This is a genomic window from Luteimonas terricola, from assembly GCF_004352845.1.
Taxonomy (GTDB): Bacteria; Pseudomonadota; Gammaproteobacteria; order Xanthomonadales; family Xanthomonadaceae; genus Luteimonas; species Luteimonas terricola.
In genome coordinates this window covers 57,567-76,604 of the sequence record NZ_SJRX01000002.1, presented here as the reverse complement: position 1 = coordinate 76,604, position 19,038 = coordinate 57,567, and the positions used below count along the sequence as shown (strand labels likewise).

At 71.2% G+C, this 19,038-nt stretch carries 19 protein-coding genes and 1 other RNA gene; 15 read left to right on the top strand and 5 right to left on the bottom strand.

Annotated elements, in window-relative coordinates; translation table 11 throughout:
* The first annotated feature begins 11 nt into the window (after positions 1 to 11).
* From gspD to E2169_RS05035, 3 genes are read left to right on the top strand one after another with little or no spacing between them, the layout of a single operon-like run.
* Complete coding sequence (gene gspD / locus E2169_RS05045) at positions 12 to 2,219, top strand: type II secretion system secretin GspD (protein WP_132985983.1); 2,208 nt, start codon at positions 12 to 14, stop codon at positions 2,217 to 2,219.
* Between the two features lie 2 nt (positions 2,220 to 2,221).
* Complete coding sequence (locus tag E2169_RS05040; RefSeq protein ID WP_132985546.1) at positions 2,222 to 3,085, top strand: glycosyltransferase family 2 protein; 864 nt, start codon at positions 2,222 to 2,224, stop codon at positions 3,083 to 3,085.
* Positions 3,082 to 3,951: a glycosyltransferase family 2 protein gene (locus E2169_RS05035; RefSeq protein WP_132985545.1), complete on the top strand. Its 870-nt coding sequence runs from the start codon at positions 3,082 to 3,084 to the stop codon at positions 3,949 to 3,951. Before E2169_RS05040 ends, E2169_RS05035 begins: the two co-directional genes overlap by 4 nt.
* Before the next feature lie 60 nt (positions 3,952 to 4,011).
* Here the strand turns inward: E2169_RS05035 and E2169_RS05030 are convergent, their stop codons facing one another.
* The 3 genes from E2169_RS05030 to ettA all read right to left on the bottom strand — a co-directional run bounded on the left by E2169_RS05030 (position 4,012) and on the right by ettA (position 7,537).
* Entirely contained in the window at positions 4,012 to 4,650 is a 639-nt protein-coding gene (locus E2169_RS05030) for a hypothetical protein (RefSeq protein WP_132985544.1), read from the bottom strand.
* 118 nt (positions 4,651 to 4,768) lie between these two features.
* Positions 4,769 to 5,581: an orotidine-5'-phosphate decarboxylase gene (pyrF, locus tag E2169_RS05025; RefSeq protein WP_132985543.1), complete on the bottom strand. Its 813-nt coding sequence runs from the start codon at positions 5,579 to 5,581 to the stop codon at positions 4,769 to 4,771.
* A 294-nt stretch (positions 5,582 to 5,875) separates the two neighbouring features.
* Positions 5,876 to 7,537 carry an energy-dependent translational throttle protein EttA gene (gene ettA, locus E2169_RS05020; protein ID WP_132985542.1) on the bottom strand — a complete coding sequence of 554 codons (1,662 nt, stop codon included), beginning with the start codon at positions 7,535 to 7,537 and terminating at the stop codon, positions 5,876 to 5,878.
* Between the two features lie 163 nt (positions 7,538 to 7,700).
* Here ettA and E2169_RS05015 point away from each other — a divergent pair, with 163 nt between their 5' ends.
* From E2169_RS05015 to thiL, 10 genes are all read left to right on the top strand, one after another.
* Entirely contained in the window at positions 7,701 to 8,204 is a 504-nt protein-coding gene (locus E2169_RS05015; RefSeq protein ID WP_132985541.1) for an RcnB family protein, read from the top strand.
* Positions 8,205 to 8,420: 216 nt separating this feature from the next.
* Positions 8,421 to 9,689, top strand: coding sequence for a serine hydroxymethyltransferase (gene glyA, locus E2169_RS05010; RefSeq protein ID WP_132985540.1), 1,269 nt, complete (start codon positions 8,421 to 8,423; stop codon positions 9,687 to 9,689).
* A gap of 33 nt (positions 9,690 to 9,722) precedes the next feature.
* Positions 9,723 to 10,256 (top strand): transcriptional regulator NrdR, encoded by a 534-nt coding sequence (gene nrdR, locus E2169_RS05005; protein ID WP_132985539.1) that lies wholly within the window; start codon positions 9,723 to 9,725, stop codon positions 10,254 to 10,256.
* 5 nt (positions 10,257 to 10,261) lie between these two features.
* On the top strand, positions 10,262 to 10,981 hold the full coding sequence (locus E2169_RS05000; protein WP_165942333.1) for a DUF4272 domain-containing protein: 720 nt from the start codon (positions 10,262 to 10,264) through the stop codon (positions 10,979 to 10,981).
* Entirely contained in the window at positions 10,981 to 12,105 is a 1,125-nt protein-coding gene (ribD, locus tag E2169_RS04995) for a bifunctional diaminohydroxyphosphoribosylaminopyrimidine deaminase/5-amino-6-(5-phosphoribosylamino)uracil reductase RibD (protein WP_132985537.1), read from the top strand. The genes E2169_RS05000 and ribD overlap by 1 nt, the downstream gene beginning before the upstream one ends.
* Before the next feature lie 6 nt (positions 12,106 to 12,111).
* Positions 12,112 to 12,705, top strand: a complete 594-nt coding sequence (locus E2169_RS04990) for a riboflavin synthase (protein WP_132985536.1) — start codon at positions 12,112 to 12,114, stop codon at positions 12,703 to 12,705.
* A gap of 55 nt (positions 12,706 to 12,760) precedes the next feature.
* Positions 12,761 to 13,885: a 3,4-dihydroxy-2-butanone-4-phosphate synthase gene (gene ribB, locus E2169_RS04985; RefSeq protein ID WP_132985535.1), complete on the top strand. Its 1,125-nt coding sequence runs from the start codon at positions 12,761 to 12,763 to the stop codon at positions 13,883 to 13,885.
* Between the two features lie 124 nt (positions 13,886 to 14,009).
* Positions 14,010 to 14,477 (top strand): 6,7-dimethyl-8-ribityllumazine synthase, encoded by a 468-nt coding sequence (gene ribH, locus E2169_RS04980; protein WP_132985534.1) that lies wholly within the window; start codon positions 14,010 to 14,012, stop codon positions 14,475 to 14,477.
* A complete protein-coding gene (gene nusB, locus E2169_RS04975) occupies positions 14,474 to 14,947 on the top strand; it encodes a transcription antitermination factor NusB (protein ID WP_229659090.1) in 474 nt (157 codons plus the stop codon). Before ribH ends, nusB begins: the two co-directional genes overlap by 4 nt.
* Before the next feature lie 16 nt (positions 14,948 to 14,963).
* Positions 14,964 to 15,923 carry a thiamine-phosphate kinase gene (gene thiL, locus E2169_RS04970; RefSeq protein ID WP_132985532.1) on the top strand — a complete coding sequence of 320 codons (960 nt, stop codon included), beginning with the start codon at positions 14,964 to 14,966 and terminating at the stop codon, positions 15,921 to 15,923.
* 62 nt (positions 15,924 to 15,985) lie between these two features.
* Here thiL and E2169_RS04965 read toward each other — a convergent pair whose 3' ends face one another.
* Together E2169_RS04965 and E2169_RS04960 are read right to left on the bottom strand one after the other, a co-directional pair.
* Positions 15,986 to 16,357: a YraN family protein gene (locus tag E2169_RS04965; RefSeq protein WP_132985531.1), complete on the bottom strand. Its 372-nt coding sequence runs from the start codon at positions 16,355 to 16,357 to the stop codon at positions 15,986 to 15,988.
* Positions 16,354 to 17,535, bottom strand: coding sequence for a penicillin-binding protein activator (locus E2169_RS04960; protein ID WP_132985530.1), 1,182 nt, complete (start codon positions 17,533 to 17,535; stop codon positions 16,354 to 16,356). The genes E2169_RS04965 and E2169_RS04960 overlap by 4 nt, the downstream gene beginning before the upstream one ends.
* Before the next feature lie 57 nt (positions 17,536 to 17,592).
* On the opposite strand from E2169_RS04960, the gene rsmI reads away from it, so the two are divergent.
* Both rsmI and rnpB read left to right on the top strand, forming a co-directional pair.
* Positions 17,593 to 18,417, top strand: coding sequence for a 16S rRNA (cytidine(1402)-2'-O)-methyltransferase (rsmI, locus tag E2169_RS04955; protein ID WP_132985982.1), 825 nt, complete (start codon positions 17,593 to 17,595; stop codon positions 18,415 to 18,417).
* A gap of 56 nt (positions 18,418 to 18,473) precedes the next feature.
* An RNA gene (gene rnpB / locus E2169_RS04950) (RNase P RNA component class A) lies at positions 18,474 to 18,851 on the top strand.
* The last annotated feature ends 187 nt before the right edge of the window (positions 18,852 to 19,038 follow it).

The window sequence follows — 19,038 nt, the reverse complement described above, 5'->3', positions numbered from 1 at the left end:
GAATGCCCAAGATGATCCCGACAACGACTTTCAGGCCGGCGCTCGCCGCACTCCTTGCCACCTTGCTGGTCGCCTGCGCTTCGACGCCGGTGCCCGAGGTGCGCCGCGACGCGCGCATGCCCACGCCGGTGATCCAGGTCGATGGCGTTCCGCGCGCCGCGGCGGCCGCCGACGGCATCGTCGAGGAGCCCCTCGCCGATGGTGCGCGCGCGCAGCTGCATCGTGGCGATGGGCGGGTGATCAACGAGTCGCTGGCGGCCTCCCCACCGCCCAACCTCGCCGGTACCACGGGCGAGGCCACGTTCAACTTCGAAGGCGAGTCGCTGCACGCCGTGGTCAAGGTGATCCTCGGCGACATGCTCGGCCAGAACTACGTGATCGCGCCGGGCGTGCAGGGCACCGTCACTTTGGCCACGCCGAAGACAGTCAGTCCGGCACAGGCCCTGGGCCTGCTGGAGATGGTGCTGGGCTGGAACAACGCCCGCATGGTGTACGCCGACGGCCGCTACAACATCCTGCCCGCCGAAGGCGCCGTGGCCAGCGGCGCGGTGCCCGCGCGCACCGGCAGCGCCGCCGGCGCGCGCGGTTTCGAGACCCGGGTGGTGCCGCTGAAGTACATCTCGGCGGTGGAAATGGAGAAGGTGCTGCTGCCCTACGCGCGCCCCAGCGCCATCGTCAACGTCGATGCCGGCCGCAACGTCATCACCGTGGCCGGCAGCCGGCAGGAGCTGCAGAACTACCTGCGCACGATCGAGATCTTCGACGTCGACTGGCTGTCGGGCATGTCGGTGGGCGTGTTCCCGCTGGTCGCCGGCCGTGCGCCGGACGTGGTCTCCAGCCTGGAAACGGTGTTCGGGGAAAGCAGCAACTCGCCGGTGGCGGGCATGTTCCGCTTCATGCCGCTGGAGGGTGCGAATGCGGTCCTGGTCATCACCCCGCAGCCGGCCTATCTCGACCAGATCGAACAGTGGATCTCGCGCATCGACGGCGCCGGTGGCGGCGTACAGCTGTTCTCGTACGAGCTGAAATACGTCACCGCCAAGGATCTTGCAGAGCGCCTGTCCGAGGTCTACGGCGGTGGCGGCAGCGGCGGTACCGGCGGGGGTCGCCGCGGCGGCGCTTCGCTGATGCCGGGCCTGGAGCCCACCGGAATCGGCGACGACGGCTTCGATGGCGGCATGGGCAACGGGGGCAACGGCCGCGGCGGCTCGTCCCGCGGCGGACTGGGCGGCAGCGGTTCGCTGTCGCTGGGCGAACGCCAGGGCGGCAATACCGCGGTCACGCTCGAGGTCGATGGCAGCGAAGTCGGCGTGTCCGCGGTCGACGAGACCAACACCCTGCTGGTGCGCTCCACCGGGCAGGCCTGGCGCTCGATCCGCGAGGTCATCGACCGCCTGGACGTGATGCCGCTGCAGGTGCACATCGAAGCCCAGATCGTGCGGGTCTCGCTCATCGGCGACCTGGAGTACGGCGTCAGCTGGTTCCTCGAGAAGGGCATGACCGACAACGGCATCGGCCCGTTCCCGGCGCCGGACGCGGGTGGCCCGAGCGGGTGGAGCACCCTAGGCGCGGCCATCGGCACCGCGGCCAATCCCGGCGCGGTCTGGACCCTGGTCAAGAACGATGCCGCCGCGGTGGTCCGCGCGCTGGACCAGGTGTCGGACCTGCAGATGCTGCAGACGCCGTCGGTGCTGGTGCGCAACAACTACGAGGCCACGCTCAACGTCGGCGACAATATCCCGGTCACCTCGGTGTCCTACAGCCCCGGCTTCGGCGGCGGCGACACCATCGGCCAGGTGCAGTACCTGGAAACCGGCACCATCCTCAAGGTGCGCCCGCGCGTGACCCGCGACGGCACCGTGTTCCTGGACATCGTGCAGGAAGTCAGCACGCCGACCGACACCGACGCCAACGGCAACCGCACGATCAACACCAACCGCCTGAAGACGAACGCGGTCGTGCAGAGCGGCGATACCGTGTTCCTGGCGGGCCTGATCACCGATGGCGTGACCCGCGGCGCATCCGGCATCCCCGGACTGAGCAGGATCCCGGTGATCGGTGGCCTGTTCGGGTCGCAGGGTTCGCGCACCGAGCGCAGCGAGATCGTGGTCCTGCTGACCCCGACCCTGGTGCGCGACGGCAACGACGCGCGCAAGCTCACCGACGAGTACGGCCGCCGCTTCCGCGCGCTGGAGCCGCTGCACGGGACCACCGACTGAGCATGGCTGGCAGGGAGGGCGCGGGCGTGCCCGAACTCCCGGTGCTGCTGCTGCCGGTCGCGGTCGACGACGACGCGCTCGACGCCTGCCTGGCGGCGCTGGATGCCGGCACGCCGGCGGGCACCCGGATCTGGCTGGCCGACGATGCCCAGGCCGGTCCGCGCGCGCTGGCGATCATCGAGCGCTGGCTCGAACGTACCCCCCTGCGCGCCGAGTACACGCGCAGGCAGCGTCGGCTGGGCGAGGTCGCCCACCTCGATGAAGCCCTGTCCGCCTGCGGCGACGCCGACGTGATCGTGCTCGCGCCCGACGCGGTGCCCGGCCCGGGCTGGGCGCGGCAGCTGGCCGCATGCGCCGCGCGCGACGGCGCCATCGCCACCGCCACGCCCTGGTGCAACGCCGGCGAGACCGCCGCCTGGCCGGACTGCGGCGAGGTCTCGCCGCAGCCGGGCGATGCGGTTCTCGCACGCCTGGCGCGCGCGGCCGAGCGCATGTCGCCGGTGCACCCCGAGCTGCCAGCCGCGATCGACCATGCCGTGTACATCCGCGGCCGTGCGCGCGCCAGGGCCGGCGGGCTCGACGCCGCCAGCTACGCGTCGTGGTACGCGGCCCTGATCGACCTGTCGCTGCGCATGGCCGGGCTGGGCTGGCGCAACGTGCTGTGCGAGACCGCCTTCGTGGCCCGCGGCGGCGAGGGCGGCCCGGCCGACGGCGACCTGGACGCGCTGGCCGCGCGCTGGCCGGGCTGGTATCCGCGGTTGGCGGAATTCCTCATGCACGATCCGATCAAGGACCGGCGGCAGGAGCTTGCGCGGCGCCTGGCCGGCGTCGACCCGCCATCGCAGCACGAGCTGTTCGAACCGTGAACGCAGCGCCTGTTTCCGTTGTCGTGGTCACCCATGAAAGCGGGTCGAGCATCGACGCCTGCCTGTCGCGCCTGCGCGTGGCCGCCGGCGTGGCCGAGATCCGCGTCGTCGACAATGCGTCCGGCGACGACACCCTGGCCGTTGTCCAGCGCCATGCCCTCGCCGATGCGCGCCTGCGTTTCATCGCCAACCCCGACAACCCCGGCTTCGCCACCGCCTGCAACCAGGGCGCGGCGGACAGCGCTGCGCCGTGGCTGGCCTTCGTCAATCCGGACTGCATGGTGGACGCGGACACGTTCGAACGCCTGCTTGCCCATGCGCACGGTTTCGATGGCGAGCTGCTGCTCGGCGCCGACCTGGTGGACGAGGCCGGCGTGCGCGACGGCGCCGCGCGGCGCAACGATCCCGACTTCGCCGCCATGCTCCGCGGCCCGCTGCGCGCCGGCCGCGGCCGTCCGCTGGACGTGGCGGTGGACGCGGGCATCGCGCTGCAGCCGGTGGAGGCGGTATCGGGCGCGCTGATGCTGCTGCCGCGCGCGCTGTTCGAGCGCATCGGCGGCTTCGACGCGGGCTACCGCCTGCACGCCGAAGACCTGGACCTCTGCCGCCGCGTACGCCTGGCCGGCGCGACGGTGGCCGTGGCCAACGACGTGCGCGTGCTGCACCTGCGCGGCGTGTCATCGCGCGCGCGCCCGTTCTTCGTGGAGTGGCACAAGCACCGCGGCCTGTGGCGCTACTTCCGACGCTTCGAGGCACCCGCGCGCGGCCCGCTGCTGCGTGCCGGCGTCTGGGTCGCGGTGTGGGCGCACTGGCTTTCACGCCTGCCGCGCCTGCTGCTGGAGTCCGCACGCAGCGGCGCGCCATGATCCATTCGCTGCTGCGGCAGGTGTTCGAGGCGCCTGAAGCCGCAGGCTGAGGCGGGGCGCTCAGGGCGCGATCACCACCTCCGCCGCCTGCGCCATGCTGTCGTCCTCGGGCGTGACCACCAGCCTGCCGTCGGTGATCGAGCTGATGTGCGCCGGTCCGACCAGGCGCGTGCCGAGCGAGAAGTCGCCGACTTGCTGCCAGTCGCCTTCGACCTGGCGCAGCACGTAGCCGTTGCGATCGTAATAGTTCGCGACGTTTTCGCAACCTTCCATGGTGTAGAGCAGCAGGGCCTCTTCGCCCGGCTCTCCATCGAGGTCGAGCATGAACAGGCGCTCGCCCTCGGGATGCGTGCCGCAGCCGCGCTCCTCGCCGGTGGCATCGACGATGCGGCGGGCCGCGTCGCGCAGATCGGGCGTGGCCGGGCGGGCGTCAGCGCGAATCCTGGCCAGCGCATCGCCGCTGAAGTCGAAGTACTGCGTGTCCTCGGCGTCGCTGCCGGGTGTCGTCGCCACTTCGTCGGTGGCCGGCTCGGCGGGCGCGGTCGCGTCGCCCGTGCCGGCGATGTATTCGGTGCCTGCCGCGGCCGTCGTCGCTGGCGGGATGGCAGCCGCGTCCTCGGCGGATGCAGTGGGCTCGGGGGACTGGCCGCAGGCGGCGAGGACGAGTGCGAGTGCGGTGGTCAGCGCTGCGTTGATCATCGGATTCCTTCCGGCAGGCGGGGCGGGACCCCGTTGACCGGCAGGATAGCGATGCCGCGTGATCCCCGCGGCAAGTGGCGAACTCTTCCCCGCAGGCGGGGGAAGGGCGCACGGGGGGCTAGCGGTGGCGGTTGAGCGTGTCGCGCAGCGCTCGCGCGGCGGCGGAGGCTGCTTCGGCATAGTCGTCGCCGGCCGATGCGTACAGGATCGCGCGCGACGAACTCACCATCAGCCCGGTGCCATTCGCGGTGCGCGCATTGCGCACCACCCCGGCGGCGTCGCCACCCTGCGCGCCGACGCCCGGTACCAGCAGTGGCATGTCGCCGACGATGGCGCGTACCTCGCGCAGCTGCTCCGGCCACGTGGCACCGACCACGAGCGCGACGTTGCCATTGCCGTTCCACTCCGCCGCGGCCTTCGCGGCCACGTGCTGGTACAGCGGCCGGCCATCGACCACGAGATCCTGCAGGTCGCCCGCGCCGGGGTTGGATGTGCGGCAAAGCACCACCACGCCGCGATCTGCGCGCTCGAGATAGGGCTGCAGCGAATCGCCGCCAAGATACGGATTCACGGTGACCGCATCGGCGGCATAGCGGTCGAACGCCTCCACCGCATAGCGCTGCGCCGTCGAGCCGATGTCCCCGCGCTTGGCATCGAGGATCACCGGCACGCCGGGATGCTTCGCGTGGATATGCGCGATCAGCCGCTCCAGCGCACCCTCGGCGCCCAGCGCCGCGAAGTGCGCGATCTGCGGCTTGAACGCACACGCGAACTCCGCCGTCGCATCGACGATGTCCCGGCAGAACCCGAACACCGCGTCCGGATCCCCCTTGAACTTCGCCGGAAACTTCGCCGGCTCCGGATCCAGCCCGACACAGACCAGCGACCCGGACGTCGCCCAGCGCTGCTGCAGCTGCTGCATGAAACCCATCGGGATCACCTTTTTGCCAGGGTACGGATGAAGGGCAAGGGCTTTTGCCACGGATTGACGCGGATTCACACGGATAGAGCGGACAATTTTTAGCCGCGGATTTACGCGGATGACGCGGATAAGAGCAGATTGTTTACGGCTTTACCGCTTCGCACATTCAAATTTTGATTGGCTTTCCGCAACAACCTTGCCTCGGCCAGATCCGCGTCATCCGCGTAAATCCGTGGCCCAGAAAGCTCTCGCTCTTTCGCCCTATCCGCGTTTGTCCGCGTGAATCCGTGGCCAAAAAAGCCCTTACTTCAACGCCTTGAACCGCAACCGCTTCGGACCCGCGTCGTCACCCATGCGGCGGCGCTTGTCTTCCTCGTACTCCCGGTAGTTGCCCTGGAAGAACTCCACGTGCGAATCACCCTCGAACGCGAGGATGTGGGTCGCGATGCGGTCCAGGAACCAGCGGTCATGGCTGATCACGAAGGTGTTGCCCGGGAACTCCAGCAGCGCGTCTTCCAGCGCCCGCAGGGTCTCGATGTCGAGGTCGTTGGACGGTTCGTCGAGCAGCAGCACGTTGCCGCCCTGCAGCAGGGTCTTGGCCATGTGCAGGCGGCCGCGTTCGCCGCCCGACAGCGTGCCGACCATCTTCTGCTGGTCCTGGCCCTTGAAGTTGAAGCGGCCGATGTAGGCGCGCGACTGGATCTCGATGCCGTTGATGTTGAGGATGTCGGCGCCGCCAGAGATCTCCTGGAAGACATTGTGCTCGCCTTCGAGCTTGTCGCGGCTCTGGTCCACGTAGGCGATATCGACCGTCGGGCCCATCTCGATCGAGCCCGAGTCCGGCTTCTCGAGCCCCGTGATCATCTTGAACAGCGTCGACTTGCCGGCGCCGTTGGGGCCGATGATGCCGATGATCGCGCCCGGCGGCACGATGAAGCTCAGGTCGTCGATCAGCAGGCGGTCGCCGAAGCGTTTGGAGACGTTCTTGAACTCCATTACCTTGCTGCCCAGGCGCTCGCCCGGCGGGATGAAGATCTCATTGGTCTCCTGGCGCTTCTGGTAGTCGACCGACTGCAGTTCCTCGATGCGCGCCAGGCGCGCCTTGCCCTTGGAGCGGCCGCCCTTGGCATTGCTGCGGGCCCACTCCAGCTCCTTCTGGATCGCCTTCTGGCGCGCCTTTTCCGAGGACTCCTCGCGCTTGAGCCGGTCTTCCTTCTGCTCCAGCCACTCGGTGTAGTTGCCCTTCCACGGAATGCCGCGGCCGCGGTCGAGCTCCAGGATCCACTCGGCGGCGTTGTCGAGGAAGTAGCGGTCATGGGTCACCGCCACCACGGTGCCGGTGTAGCGCGCCAGGAACTGCTCCAGCCATTCCACCGACTCGGCGTCGAGGTGGTTGGTCGGTTCGTCGAGCAGCAGCATGTCGGGCTTCTGCAGCAGCAGGCGGCACAGCGCGACGCGGCGCTTCTCGCCACCCGACAGCTTGCCGATGACCGCGTCCCACGGCGGCAGGCGCAGCGCGTCGGCGGCCACTTCCAGCTGGTTTTCAAGCGTGTGCGCGTCGCCGGCGGCGAGGATCGCCTCCAGCCGCTCCTGCTCCTTGGCCAGGGCGTCGAAGTCCGCGCCTTCCTCGGCATAGGCGTTGTAGACCTCGTCCAGGCGCTTCTGCGCCTGCAGCACTTCGCCCACGCCTTCCTCGACGGCCTCGCGCACCGTGTGTTCCGGGTTGAGTTCAGGCTCCTGTGCCAGGTAGCCGACCTTGATGCCCGCCTGCGGGCGCGCCTCGCCGCTGAAATCCGTGTCGACGCCGGCCATGATCCGCAACACCGTCGACTTGCCGGAGCCGTTCAGGCCCAGGAGGCCGATCTTGGCGCCCGGGAAGAAGGACAGCGAGATGTCCTTGATGATCTGGCGCTTGGGCGGAACGGTCTTGCTGACGCCGTTCATGGTGTAGATGTATTGCGACATGGGGGCTCCGGTGCGACATCCGCCGCCGCCCGGGCGGTGCACGGGCGGGAACGGGTGGATGGGGATGCGGCAATTATAGGGCCCGGGGCCGCCTGGTCAGTAGGGCCACCGTTCAGGCGTGGCAGACGATAGTCGACTCCGAGCCCACCGCCGGAGATACGCGATGAAGCCCTTCAGGACCTTTGGACTTGCCGCCCTCGCGCTGGCGCTGGGAGTCGCGTTCGCGGCCCCGGCGGAGGCGCGGGACAACAACCGCCGCGGCCATGACCGCGGCCATTCCGGACAGGAGTGGCGCCGTGGCCAGGACCGGCGCGCGGACCATCGCCGGGATGATCGACGCCAGGCCCGCCGTGATGACCGTCGGCATGAGCGTCGATACGATCGCCGTGATGACCGTCGCTACGACCGCCGTGACACCCGCGTGGTTTATGTCCCGCGTCCGGTGGTTGTCCACCACCCCAGCGCCTACCGCGGCCCGCCGCCCTGGGCCCGCGGCCGCCATTACGGGTACGCCGGCTATGCGCCGACCTATGTCGTGCGGGACTACGGTCCCTATGGGCTGCGCCATCCGCCGCGCGGCTACCACTGGCGCCGCAGCGACGCCGGCGACTTCCTGCTGGTGGCCATCGCCACGGGGATCATCGCGGACGTGATTCTGGGGCGTTGAGGCGACACATCCGGCGGGCCCCCCGGCCCGCCTCACCCGCACCTCAACCTGCAGGAGCAGCCATGGCTGCGACCCGGGCGCGCCGGTCGCAGCTGTAGCTGCTCCTGCGCTGGGTGAGGAAGGGGCTTCGGCTGGGCCTGAGCGTTCCGCCAGGCGGGCGTCGAGCGGTCGGGGCCGGGCTACAATGCCGGTCTTTCCGGCCCCTGGAGCGACCCCATGTTCCCGCGCGACGCACGCATCGAAGGTTACGACCCTGAACTGGCCGCGGCGATCGCCGCAGAGAACCAGCGCCAGGAGGATCACGTCGAGCTGATCGCCAGCGAGAACTACGCCAGCCCCCGCGTCATGGAGGCCCAGGGCACCCAACTGACCAACAAATACGCCGAGGGCTATCCCGGCAAGCGCTATTACGGCGGCTGCGAGCACGTCGACGTTGCCGAGCAGCTGGCCATCGACCGCGTCAAGGAGCTCTTCGGCGCGGACTATGCAAACGTCCAGCCGCACTCGGGATCCCAGGCCAACCAGGCCGTCTACTTCGCCCTGCTGCAGCCCGGCGACACCATCCTGGGCATGTCGCTGGCCCACGGTGGCCACCTCACCCACGGCGCCAAGGTCAACCTCAGCGGGAAGCTCTTCAAGGCCGTCCAGTACGGCGTGGACGACCAGGGCCTGATCGACTACGACGAGGTCGAGCGCCTGGCGGTCGAGCACAAGCCGAAGATGGTCGTGGCCGGCTTCTCCGCCTATTCCCAGGAAATCGACTGGGCGCGCTTCCGTGCCATCGCCGACAAGGTCGGCGCGTACTTCTTCGTCGACATGGCCCACGTCGCCGGCCTGGTGGCCGCGGGCGTGTACCCGAACCCGGTGCCGCACGCGCACGTCGTCACCTCCACCACGCACAAGACCCTGCGCGGCCCCCGCGGCGGCATCATCGTCGCCAGCCGCAAGGCCATGGGCGAGGGCGCCGACGACATGATCAAGAAGCTGCAGTCGATCGTGTTCCCGGGCATCCAGGGCGGCCCGCTGATGCACGTGATCGCGGCCAAGGCCGTGGCCTTCAAGGAAGCCTTGGAGCCGGAGTTCAAGGCCTACCAGCAGCAGGTCGTCAAGAACGCGCAGGCCATGGCGAAGGTGATCATCGACCGCGGCTACAAGGTCGTGTCCGGCGGCACCCAGAACCACCTGATCCTGGTCGACATGATCGGCAAGGGCGTGACCGGCAAGGCCGCCGAAGAGGCGCTGGGCCGGGCGCACATCACCGTCAACAAGAACGCCGTGCCCAACGACCCGCAGAAGCCCTTCATCACCTCGGGCCTGCGCATCGGCACCCCCGCGGTGACCACGCGCGGGTACACGGAAGCCGACTGCATCGCGCTTGCCGGCTGGATGTGCGACGTGCTGGACGGCCCCGACGACGAAGCCGTGATCGCGCGCGTGCGCGAGCAGGTGACGAAGCAGTGCAGGGACCTGCCCGTCTACGGCTGATCCCCGCCCTTACCGGAGTCGCGCCGCCGCCCCATGCATTGCCCCTTCTGCCAGCACGTGGATACCCGGGTCATCGATTCGCGCGTCAGCGACGATGGCGCGACCATCCGCCGCCGGCGCGAGTGCGAGGCCTGCGGCGAGCGCTTCTCCACGATGGAAACCATCGAGCTCAAGCTGCCGGCGATCATCAAGTCCGATGGCCGCCGCGAGCACTTCGACGCCCGCAAGCTGCGGCAGAGCTTCGACCGCGCGCTGCACAAGCGCCTGGCGTCGGAAGAGCAGATCGAGGCCGCGGTGCGCGCGGTGATCCACCAGCTGCGCATGACCACCGAGCGCGAGCTGCCGTCGCGCCGGGTGGGTGAATTCGTGATGGCCGAGCTGCGCAAGCTCGACCACGTCGCCTATGTGCGCTTCGCCTCGGTGTACCGCTCGTTCCAGGACGTCGCCGACTTCCGCGAGGAACTCGACCGCCTCGAGCGCGACCTGCCGGGCGAGGGCCAGCTGCCCCTGCTCGGCGGCGAGGTCGTGCCCTTCGACACGCGCTCCGGCAAGGGCCGGAAGCGCTGAGCGCGGTGTACGACGCCGGCGAACCGGGGCGCCATCCGCGGCCGCAGGCGCGCGAGGCGCTGCGCCGTGCGCTGGTGCTGTCCAGCGTCGCCGCCCGTGCCGGGCTGGAGGCGCGGGCCGACGCGGGCGAAGCCCGTGACATGCACCCGCGGATCCTCGACTGGCTGCGCGCGACCGGCCTGGACCAGGCGCTGGAACCCGCCGAGGCGGCGCTGGTCGCGACCCCGCTGGGCGAGCTCGACGCCAACGCCGCGCTGGATGCCGGCTGGCGTGCGGAAGGCGCCTATGTGCTGGCTTGGGCGCTGGGGCGCCACGCGCCGCTCCCGCACGACCGCCTGGTCGATCCCGACGACATCGCCTGGCCGCTGGGCTTCCTCGATGCCGACGCGCTGGATCGCGAAGGCGAGGCCGAACTGCGCGGCGAGCGCGAGATCGACACCTTCCTTGCCCGCCAGCTGGCGGTGCACTGGCGCCTGCGCGAGTACGCGCTGCGCCCGGGCCAGATGAACTTCGCCGCGGTGGTCGCCAACGGCGGCTGGGCGCGGCTGGACATCGACCAGGGCGCCCTGGTCGACGACGACCTCGCCATCGACGGCAGCCGCATCGACCGCGCCGACGCGGCCCGGATCGTGCGCTGCATCAGCATCGCCAGCGAACGCCACCGCGCCGCCAGCTGGCTGGCCGGCGCCGACCCCGTCTACTCCAACGTGGAAAACATCACCTGATGCAGGGCTATTCCGAAATCGACCACGTGATGATGGCGCGCGCGCTGCGCCTGGCCGAGCGCGGCGCATGGACCACGCGTCCCAACCCGATGGTCGGCTGCGTGCTGGTGCGCGACGGCGAGGTGGTGGGCGAGGGCTGGCACCGGCGCCCGGGCGGAGCGCACGCGGAAGTGCTGGCGATCGAAGCCGCCGGCGACAGCGCGCGCGGCGCCACCGCCTACGTGAGCCTCGAGCCCTGCGCCCACACCGGCCGCACCGGCCCCTGCGCGGACGCGCTGATCGCCGCCGGCGTCTCGCGCGTGGTGGCGGCGATGCGCGATCCCTTCCCGCAGGTCGACGGCAGCGGCTTCGACCGCCTGCGCGCCGCCGGGATCGAGGTCGCGCACGGCCTGATGGACGCCGAGGCGCAGGCTCTCAACCGCGGCTATGTCTCGCGCCTGGTGCGCGGGCGGCCGTGGCTGCGCGTGAAGCTGGCGATGAGCCTCGACGGGCATACCGCGCTGGAAAGCGGCGAGTCGAAGTGGATCAGCGGCGAGGCCTCGCGCCGCGACGTGATGCGCTGGCGCGCGCGCAGCGGGGCCCTGCTGACCGGTTCGGGAACGGTGATGGCCGACGACCCGCAGCTGACCGTGCGTCTGGAGGACGACGCCGAGGTCGCGCCGCCGCTGCGCGTGGTGCTCGATCCCGGGCTGGCCACGATCGCTCGCGGCCGCGTCCGCGAGGGTGATGCGCCGACCCTGTATGTCCACGCCGCCAACGCCAAGCCGCCGCGCGACTTCGGCAGCGAGCGCGTCTCCGTCCCGGCCGTTGGCAACGCCCTGGACCTGGCCGCGGTGCTGCGCGTGCTCGCCGACCGCGGCATCAACGAGGTCCAGGTCGAGGCGGGCGCGACCCTGGCGGGTGCCTTCATGCGCGCGGGCCTGGTGGACGAAGTGCTGCTGTACATCGCGCCGGTGCTGCTGGGCGCGCAGGCGCGGCCGCTGTTCGCCGGGCTGCAGATCCAGGACATGACGCAGCGCATGCGGATGCACGTGCAGGAGTCGGTGAGCGTCGGCGACGACCTGCGCCTGCGCCTGGTCCCGCTGCCCGCGGCCGTCGATGCCGACGCCGGCGCGGCGGGGTAGGGCGGCATGTTCACCGGAATCATCGAAGCCGTCGGCCGGCTGGCGGGACGCGAGGCGCGCGGCGGCGACGCCCGCCTGCGCATCGCCGTGGGCGGGCTTGCCTTCGACGACGCGCAGATGGGCGAGAGCATCGCGGTCAACGGCGTCTGCCTGACCGTGGTCGCCTTCGACGCCGGCCACTTCGAGGCCGACGCGTCCAACGAAACCCTGGCGCTGACCACGCTCGGCGCCCTGGCCGAAGGCGCGCCGCTGAACCTCGAACGCGCGATGCGGCCCAGCGACCGCCTTGGCGGCCACATCGTCAGCGGCCACGTCGACGGCGTCGGCCGGGTGCTCGATGTGCGCGAGGACGCGCGCGCGCAGCGCTGGCGCTTCGGCATGCCCCCGGCGCTGGCGAAGTACGTCGCGCACAAGGGTTCGATCTGCGTCGACGGCGTCAGCCTCACCGTGAACGTCACGGAGGCCGAAGCGTTCGAAGTCGCACTCGTGCCCCATACCGTGGCCCATACCGCGTTCTCCGCGGCGCGCGTGGGCGACCCGGTCAACCTCGAGGTCGACCTCATCGCGCGCTATCTCGAACGCCTGCAAAGCGCGCCCTAGTCCCGGCCTTCCCGTCGGCAGCGCCGTTTCCCCAGCCCCCAATCCCAGGTCCGCCATGTCTTTCGCCCCCATCCCCGAACTGCTCGAAGAACTCCGCGCCGGCCGCATGGTCGTCATCGTCGACGACGAAGACCGCGAGAACGAAGGCGACCTGATCATGGCCGCCGAACTCGTGCGCCCCGCCGACATCAACTTCATGGTCACCCACGCCCGCGGCCTGGTCTGCCTGTCGCTGACCCGCGAGCGCTGCGCGCAGCTGGGCCTGCCGCCGATGGTCCAGGCCAATACCTCCTCGCACCACACCAATTTCACCGTCAGCATCGAGGCCGCGGAAGGCGTCACCACCGGCATCTCGGCCTACGACCGCGCGCACACCGTCCGCACCGCGGTGCGCCCCAACGCGGCGCCGTCGGACCTCGCCCAGCCCGGTCACATCTTCCCGCTGGCCTCGCAGCCCGGCGGCGTGCTGGCGCGCGCCGGCCACACCGAGGCCGCGACCGACCTGGCGATGCTCGCCGGGCTGGAGCCGGCCGGCGTGCTGGTCGAGATCCTCAACCCCGATGGCACCATGGCGCGCCGCCCGGAGCTGGAAGTGTTCGCGCGCGAGCACGGGCTGAAGATGGGCTCGATCGAGGCCCTGATCCGCCACCGCCTCGAGACCGAGCACACGGTGGAGCGCGTGGACAGCCGCGACATCGAGACCGAACACGGCCCGTTCCGACTGCACACCTACCACGACCGCCTCGGCCACGCGCTGCACTTCGCCCTGGTCCGTGGCGAGCCCGATGCCGGAACGCCGACCCTGGTGCGCGTGCAGGTGCGCAACGCGCTGGCCGACGTGCTGCGCTGGTGCCGGCCCGATTTCGGTCCCGCGGTCGGCGAGGTGCTGCAGCGAATCGCCGCCGAGGGCCGCGGCGCGCTGGTGCTGCTGGATGGCGGCCAGACACCCGACGCGCTGCTCGAGCGCCTGCGTGCCGCCGATGCGCTGCCCGCCGAAGGCCGATCGCCGGCGCCGGCGCGCGACGGCGCCCTGGTCGAATGGCGCCGCAACGGCGCCGGCAGCCAGATCCTGGCCGACCTCGGCCTGGGCAAGCTGCGCGTGCTGGGCACCGCCCGCAAGCAGGTCGGCCTGGCCGGCTTCGGCCTCGAAGTCGTCGAATACATGGACCCGCTGGCGTAGGGCGCTGCCGGCCGACACGCCCGCAGGCTTCGTCCCCCATCTGCCCTTCGGGCATCCTCCCCCGCTTTGCGGGGGAAGCATGTCGCAGACGGGCTAGAATGCCGATCTGCCCCAGGAACACACCATGACCCATCACGAAGGCGACCTGCACGCGCCCGCCGGCGCGCGCTTCGCGATCATCGCCAGCCGCTGGAATCCACGCATCGTCGATGCCCTTGTGGGCGCCGCGCGCGCCACGTTCGAGGGCAACGGCGTGGCCGTCGATGCCGTCGACGTCGTGCGCGTGCCCGGTGCCTGGGAGATTCCGATGGTCGCCGACCGCCTGGCGCGTGGCGGCCGGCACGCCGGGATCATCGCCCTGGGCTGCGTGGTGCGTGGCGACACCCGCCACTTCGAGCACGTCGCCGACAGCTGCGCCGAGGGCCTGGCGCAGGTCCAGCTCGCGCACGGCGTGCCGGTGGCCAACGGGGTGCTTGCCGTCGATGACATGGTCGACGCCGAGGACCGCGCCGGTGGCAGCCACGGCAACAAGGGCGAGGAATGCGCCCTGGTGGCGATCGAGATGGCCAATCTGTTGAGGAAGCTGCCGTGAAGCCGCAGCGTGGCGGCGGCGGCCGCAATGCCGGCATCGACACCGTGGCGCGCTCGCGTTCGCGCCGGCGCGCGCTGCAGGCGGTGTACGCGATGCAGCTTTCCGGCGTGGATGCGCGCAACGCGATCGCCCAGTTCGCCCACGAACAGGCGCATGAAGTCGCCGACCTCGAGTACTTCGAGGACCTGGTACGCGGGGTGGAGACCCATCGCCGCGACCTGGATGCGGCGCTGCAGCCCTTCCTCGACCGCGCCATCGGCGAAGTCGACCCGATCGAGCGCGCGATGCTGCGCATCGCCGCCTACGAGCTGCGCCACCGCATCGACGTGCCCTACCGGGTGGTGATCGACGAGGCGCTGAAAACCGTCAAGCGCTTCGGTTCCGAGCACGGCCACACCTACGTCAACGGCGTGCTCGACCACGCCGCCGCCGAGTGGCGCGCGGCGGAAGTGCAGGCGTCGCGCGGCTGAGCCCGCGGCCGCCGCCATGGCCGAATTCAAGCTGATCGACCTCATCCGCGCGCGCGCCACGCAGGCGCGCGACGACGTCGTGCTGGGCATCGGCGACGATGCCGCCCTGCTGCAGCCGCCGCCCGGCATGCAACTGGTGGTGGCGATGGACACGCTCAACGACGGCGTGCATTTCCCCCCGGGCACCGATCCCGCGCACGTCGGCTGGAAGGCGCTGGCGGTGAACCTGTCCGACCTCGCGGCGATGGCAGCGGAACCCGCGTGGTGCACGTTGTCGCTGTCGCTGCCCGACGGCGATCCGGCCTGGGTGGCCGGCTTCCTCGACGGATTCCTGGCGCTGGCCTCGCTGTACGACGTCGCCCTGGTCGGCGGCGACACCACGCGCGGGCCGCTGTCGATCTCGGTGACCGTGCACGGCTTCGTCGATCCCGGCCGCGCGCTGCGGCGCGACGGCGCGCGCGTGGGCGATGGCGTGTGGGTGAGCGGCACGCTCGGCGGCGCAGCGGCCGCGCTTGGCCAGTGGCGCGCCGGCGAAACCATCGCCCCGGCGCTGCGGGAACGCCTGGAGCGCCCGCGGCCGCGCATCGCGCTGGGCCGCGCGCTGGCGGGCGTGGCGAATGCCTGCATCGACATCTCCGACGGCGTGCTCGCCGACCTCGGCCATGTCTGCGTCGCCAGCGGCGTGGCCGTGCGGCTGGAGGTCGATGCGCTGCCCGGCCGCGAAGCCCTGCGCCCGCACCTGGGCGACGATGCGGCGCGCATGCTGCAGGCATCGGGCGGCGACGACTACGAACTCTGCTTCACCGCGCCCGGCGATGCCGACGCCACGGTGCGGGCGGCGGCGGACGCGGCAGAGACCGGCGTCGAGGTCACGCGTGTCGGCACGGTGGTGGCGGGGCAGGGCGTGCAGGCGCTGGATCGCGACGGCCGCTCGTGGCTGCCCGCCCGCAAGGGCCACGAGCACTTCGTTCCCTGACGCTCTCCGCCGGGCGCATTTGCCGCCCATCGAGGCCGCGCGGGGTGCTTCGGCCGTTTGCCTCAGGCGTCGTCCACCCGGAACGCGTCGCGGTACCAGGTGAAGTCGGGCGACTCCGGATCGCCGCTGGCATCGACCACGTCGAAGCGGCAGAAGTCCTCGGCCAGTGCCGGATGCTGCAGCAGGAACAGCTGCGCCGCGCGCACGATGCGCCGGCGCTTGCCGCGGTCGACCGATTCCGCGCCACCGCCGTAGTCGGCGCTGGCGCGATAGCGCACTTCCACGAAGACCACGGTGTCGCCGTCGCGCATCACCAGGTCGAGCTCACCAAGCCGATAGCCGGCGTTGGCCGCCACTTCGGCGAGCCCGGCGCGCAGCAGATGCGTGCGCGCCGCGGCTTCCACGCCGGCGCCGCGGCGCCGGGCTTCGCTCAACGCGCGGCGCCCGCCAGCGGCACCACGTGGCCACCGCTGAAGGTCGACCAGGCCGGCGTGCGCAGCACGTGGCCGTCCACGCCCATGCGCAGCACGCCGCTGGCGCTGGACACCGAGGCCTCGGGGCTGCTGGCGAGGTGGCCCAGATAGGCCGACAGCAGCCAGGCGTCGTAGCCGAAGGCGAACAGGCGCGCGGCCGCCCCGCGCGCGGTGGGCAGCGCGTCGGCCACGCTGCGCGCCGGGGGCAGGCCGGGAACGCCGGACACCGACCAGGCATCGTTGGGGAAGGCGATCCCGTCCAGCGCCGCGTCGTCTTCGGCCTTGCCCGTGCCCGACAGCAGCTGCGACGTCGCCACGCGCGGGCGTCCGGACAGCCCGGCCGCGGAGACCTGGGCGGCCGCCAGCCGCGCCTGCGGGCCGCGCAATGCCATGAACACCGCATCGACGCCGCCCTCGCGCTGCAGCGCGGCCTGCATCGGCCCGATCAGGTCGGGCGGACTGTCGCCGACCACCGCCAGCAGCTGCACCACGCCGCCGCCGAGCTCCTGCAGGCGCGTGCCCAGCGCATCGATGCTGCGCCGCGCGCTGTCGTCGCCGGAGCTCAGCACCAGCACCCTCAGCGCACCGCGCGCGGCGAGGAAATCGGCCGCGGCCACGCCTTCGTCCTCGGGCGCAAGTGCGTAACTGGCACTGTTCACCGGCGGCGTGCCGGCGCGGTTGAGGGCCAGCACCGGCACCGTGGCCGTGGTCTGCGCGAACACCGCGTCGACCTCGTCCCGGCTCAGCGGCCCCACCACCTGGCCGGCGCCCTCGGCCACCGCGCGCCGATAGGCCTCGACCGCGCCCCAGGCGGTGCCCCGGGTGTCGTAGAACTCCAGGTCCGGACGCCGGCGCTGTTCGCCGTAATAGCCGGCCAGCAGGCCGTCGCGCACCGGGCCGGCGGCCGTGGACAGGCTGCCGGTGAGCGGCAGCAGCACGGCCAGCTTGCGCGGGGGGCGATAGCCATCGCGCTCGGCAGGCGGCCGGTCGCCGGCGTCGAACTGCCAGTGGCCGGTCGTGGCCGGAGCCGGAGCCGCGTCCGGCACCTCGGCGGGGCGCGTCACCTGCACGGTGGAACAGCCGGCGATCGCCAGCGCGGCGAGGGTGGCCGCAAGGGCCTGCTTCCAGGGATGGCGCATCGAGGCGTTCCGGCTGCGAGAATGCCCGGATTCTACCGTCACCCCCGCAAGGACACGATGCAGCCCGCCGCCGGAACCCTCCACGTCGTCGCCACGCCGATCGGCAACCTCGCCGACCTGTCGCCGCGCGCGCAGGACACGCTGCGCACCGTCGCTGCGATCTGCGCCGAAGACACGCGGCACACCCGGCACCTGCTGGCGCACTTCGGCATCGAGAAGCCGCTGCTGGCGCTGCACGAGCACAACGAGGCCGAGGTCGCCGGGCGGCTGGTCGCGCGGCTGGCCGCGGGGGAGTCGCTGGCGCTGGTGTCCGACGCCGGCACGCCGCTGGTCAGCGACCCCGGCTTCCGCCTGGTGCGCGCCGCGCGCGAAGCCGGGATCCGCGTGAGTCCGGTGCCCGGCCCGAGCGCGATCATCGCCGCGCTGAGCGTGGCCGGCCTGCCCAGCGACCGCTTCGCCTTCGAGGGCTTCCTGCCGGCGAAGGCCGGCGCGCGGCGCGAGCGCCTGGCGGCCCTGGTCGGCGAGACGCGTACGCTCGCGTTCTACGAATCCTCGCACCGCATCGCCGAATCGCTGGCGGATTTCCGCACCGTGTTCGGCGACGCGCGCCGCGCCGTGCTGGCACGCGAGCTGACCAAGCTTTTCGAGACCGTGCTCGACGGCACGCTGGCCGACCTGCATGCCGCGGTCGAGGCCGACGCCAACCAGCGCAAGGGCGAGTTCGTGCTGCTGGTGGAAGGCGTTGGCGACGATGCGGAGGCAAGGGTCGCGCAGGGCAAGCTGCTGTATGCAAAGCTCGCCGCGCACCTGCCACCCTCGACCGCGGCCAAGCTCGCGGCAGAACTCAGCGGCGCCCCGAGAAAGGCCTTGTACGGCGGCTGACCCCAAGCCGACCCAGGCGGGGGAAGGGGCTCGCCCCATGCGACAATACCCACGGCGGAGTCGGCCAGACAGTCGCGTCATCGTCCCATCTCGATGGGTCGGTGCCGAGGAAAGTCCGGGCTCCACAGGGCACGGTGCCAGGTAACGCCTGGGCGGCGCGAGCCGACGGAAAGTGCAACAGAGAGCAGACCGCCGAACGGTCAGGTGTTCGAAAGAATGCCGGATGCGTGGCAAGGGTGAAACGGTGCGGTAAGAGCGCACCGCGAGTCTGGCAACAGACCGGCACGGCAAACCCCACCGGGAGCAAGGCCAAATAGGGAGGCAATGCCGCGGCCCGCGGTGCCTCCGGGTAGGCTGCTTGAGCGTATCGGCGACGATGCGCCTAGAGGAATGACTGTCCACGACAGAACCCGGCTTATCGGCCGGCTCCGCCACCTCTCAAAAAAAGGTTCTTCTCCCAACTGAGGGAATGGCGCGCCATTGATCCTCTGGGGCGCCGGGTGCCAAGGCCCTTGAGTGCTCATGTCCCCCGGCGATGGCCTGCGGCCATCGCCTCCTCCTTGACTTCGCTCTCAAGGGCCTTGGCACCCGGTGCGCAGCAGTACGCGGTGGCCCCAGGAG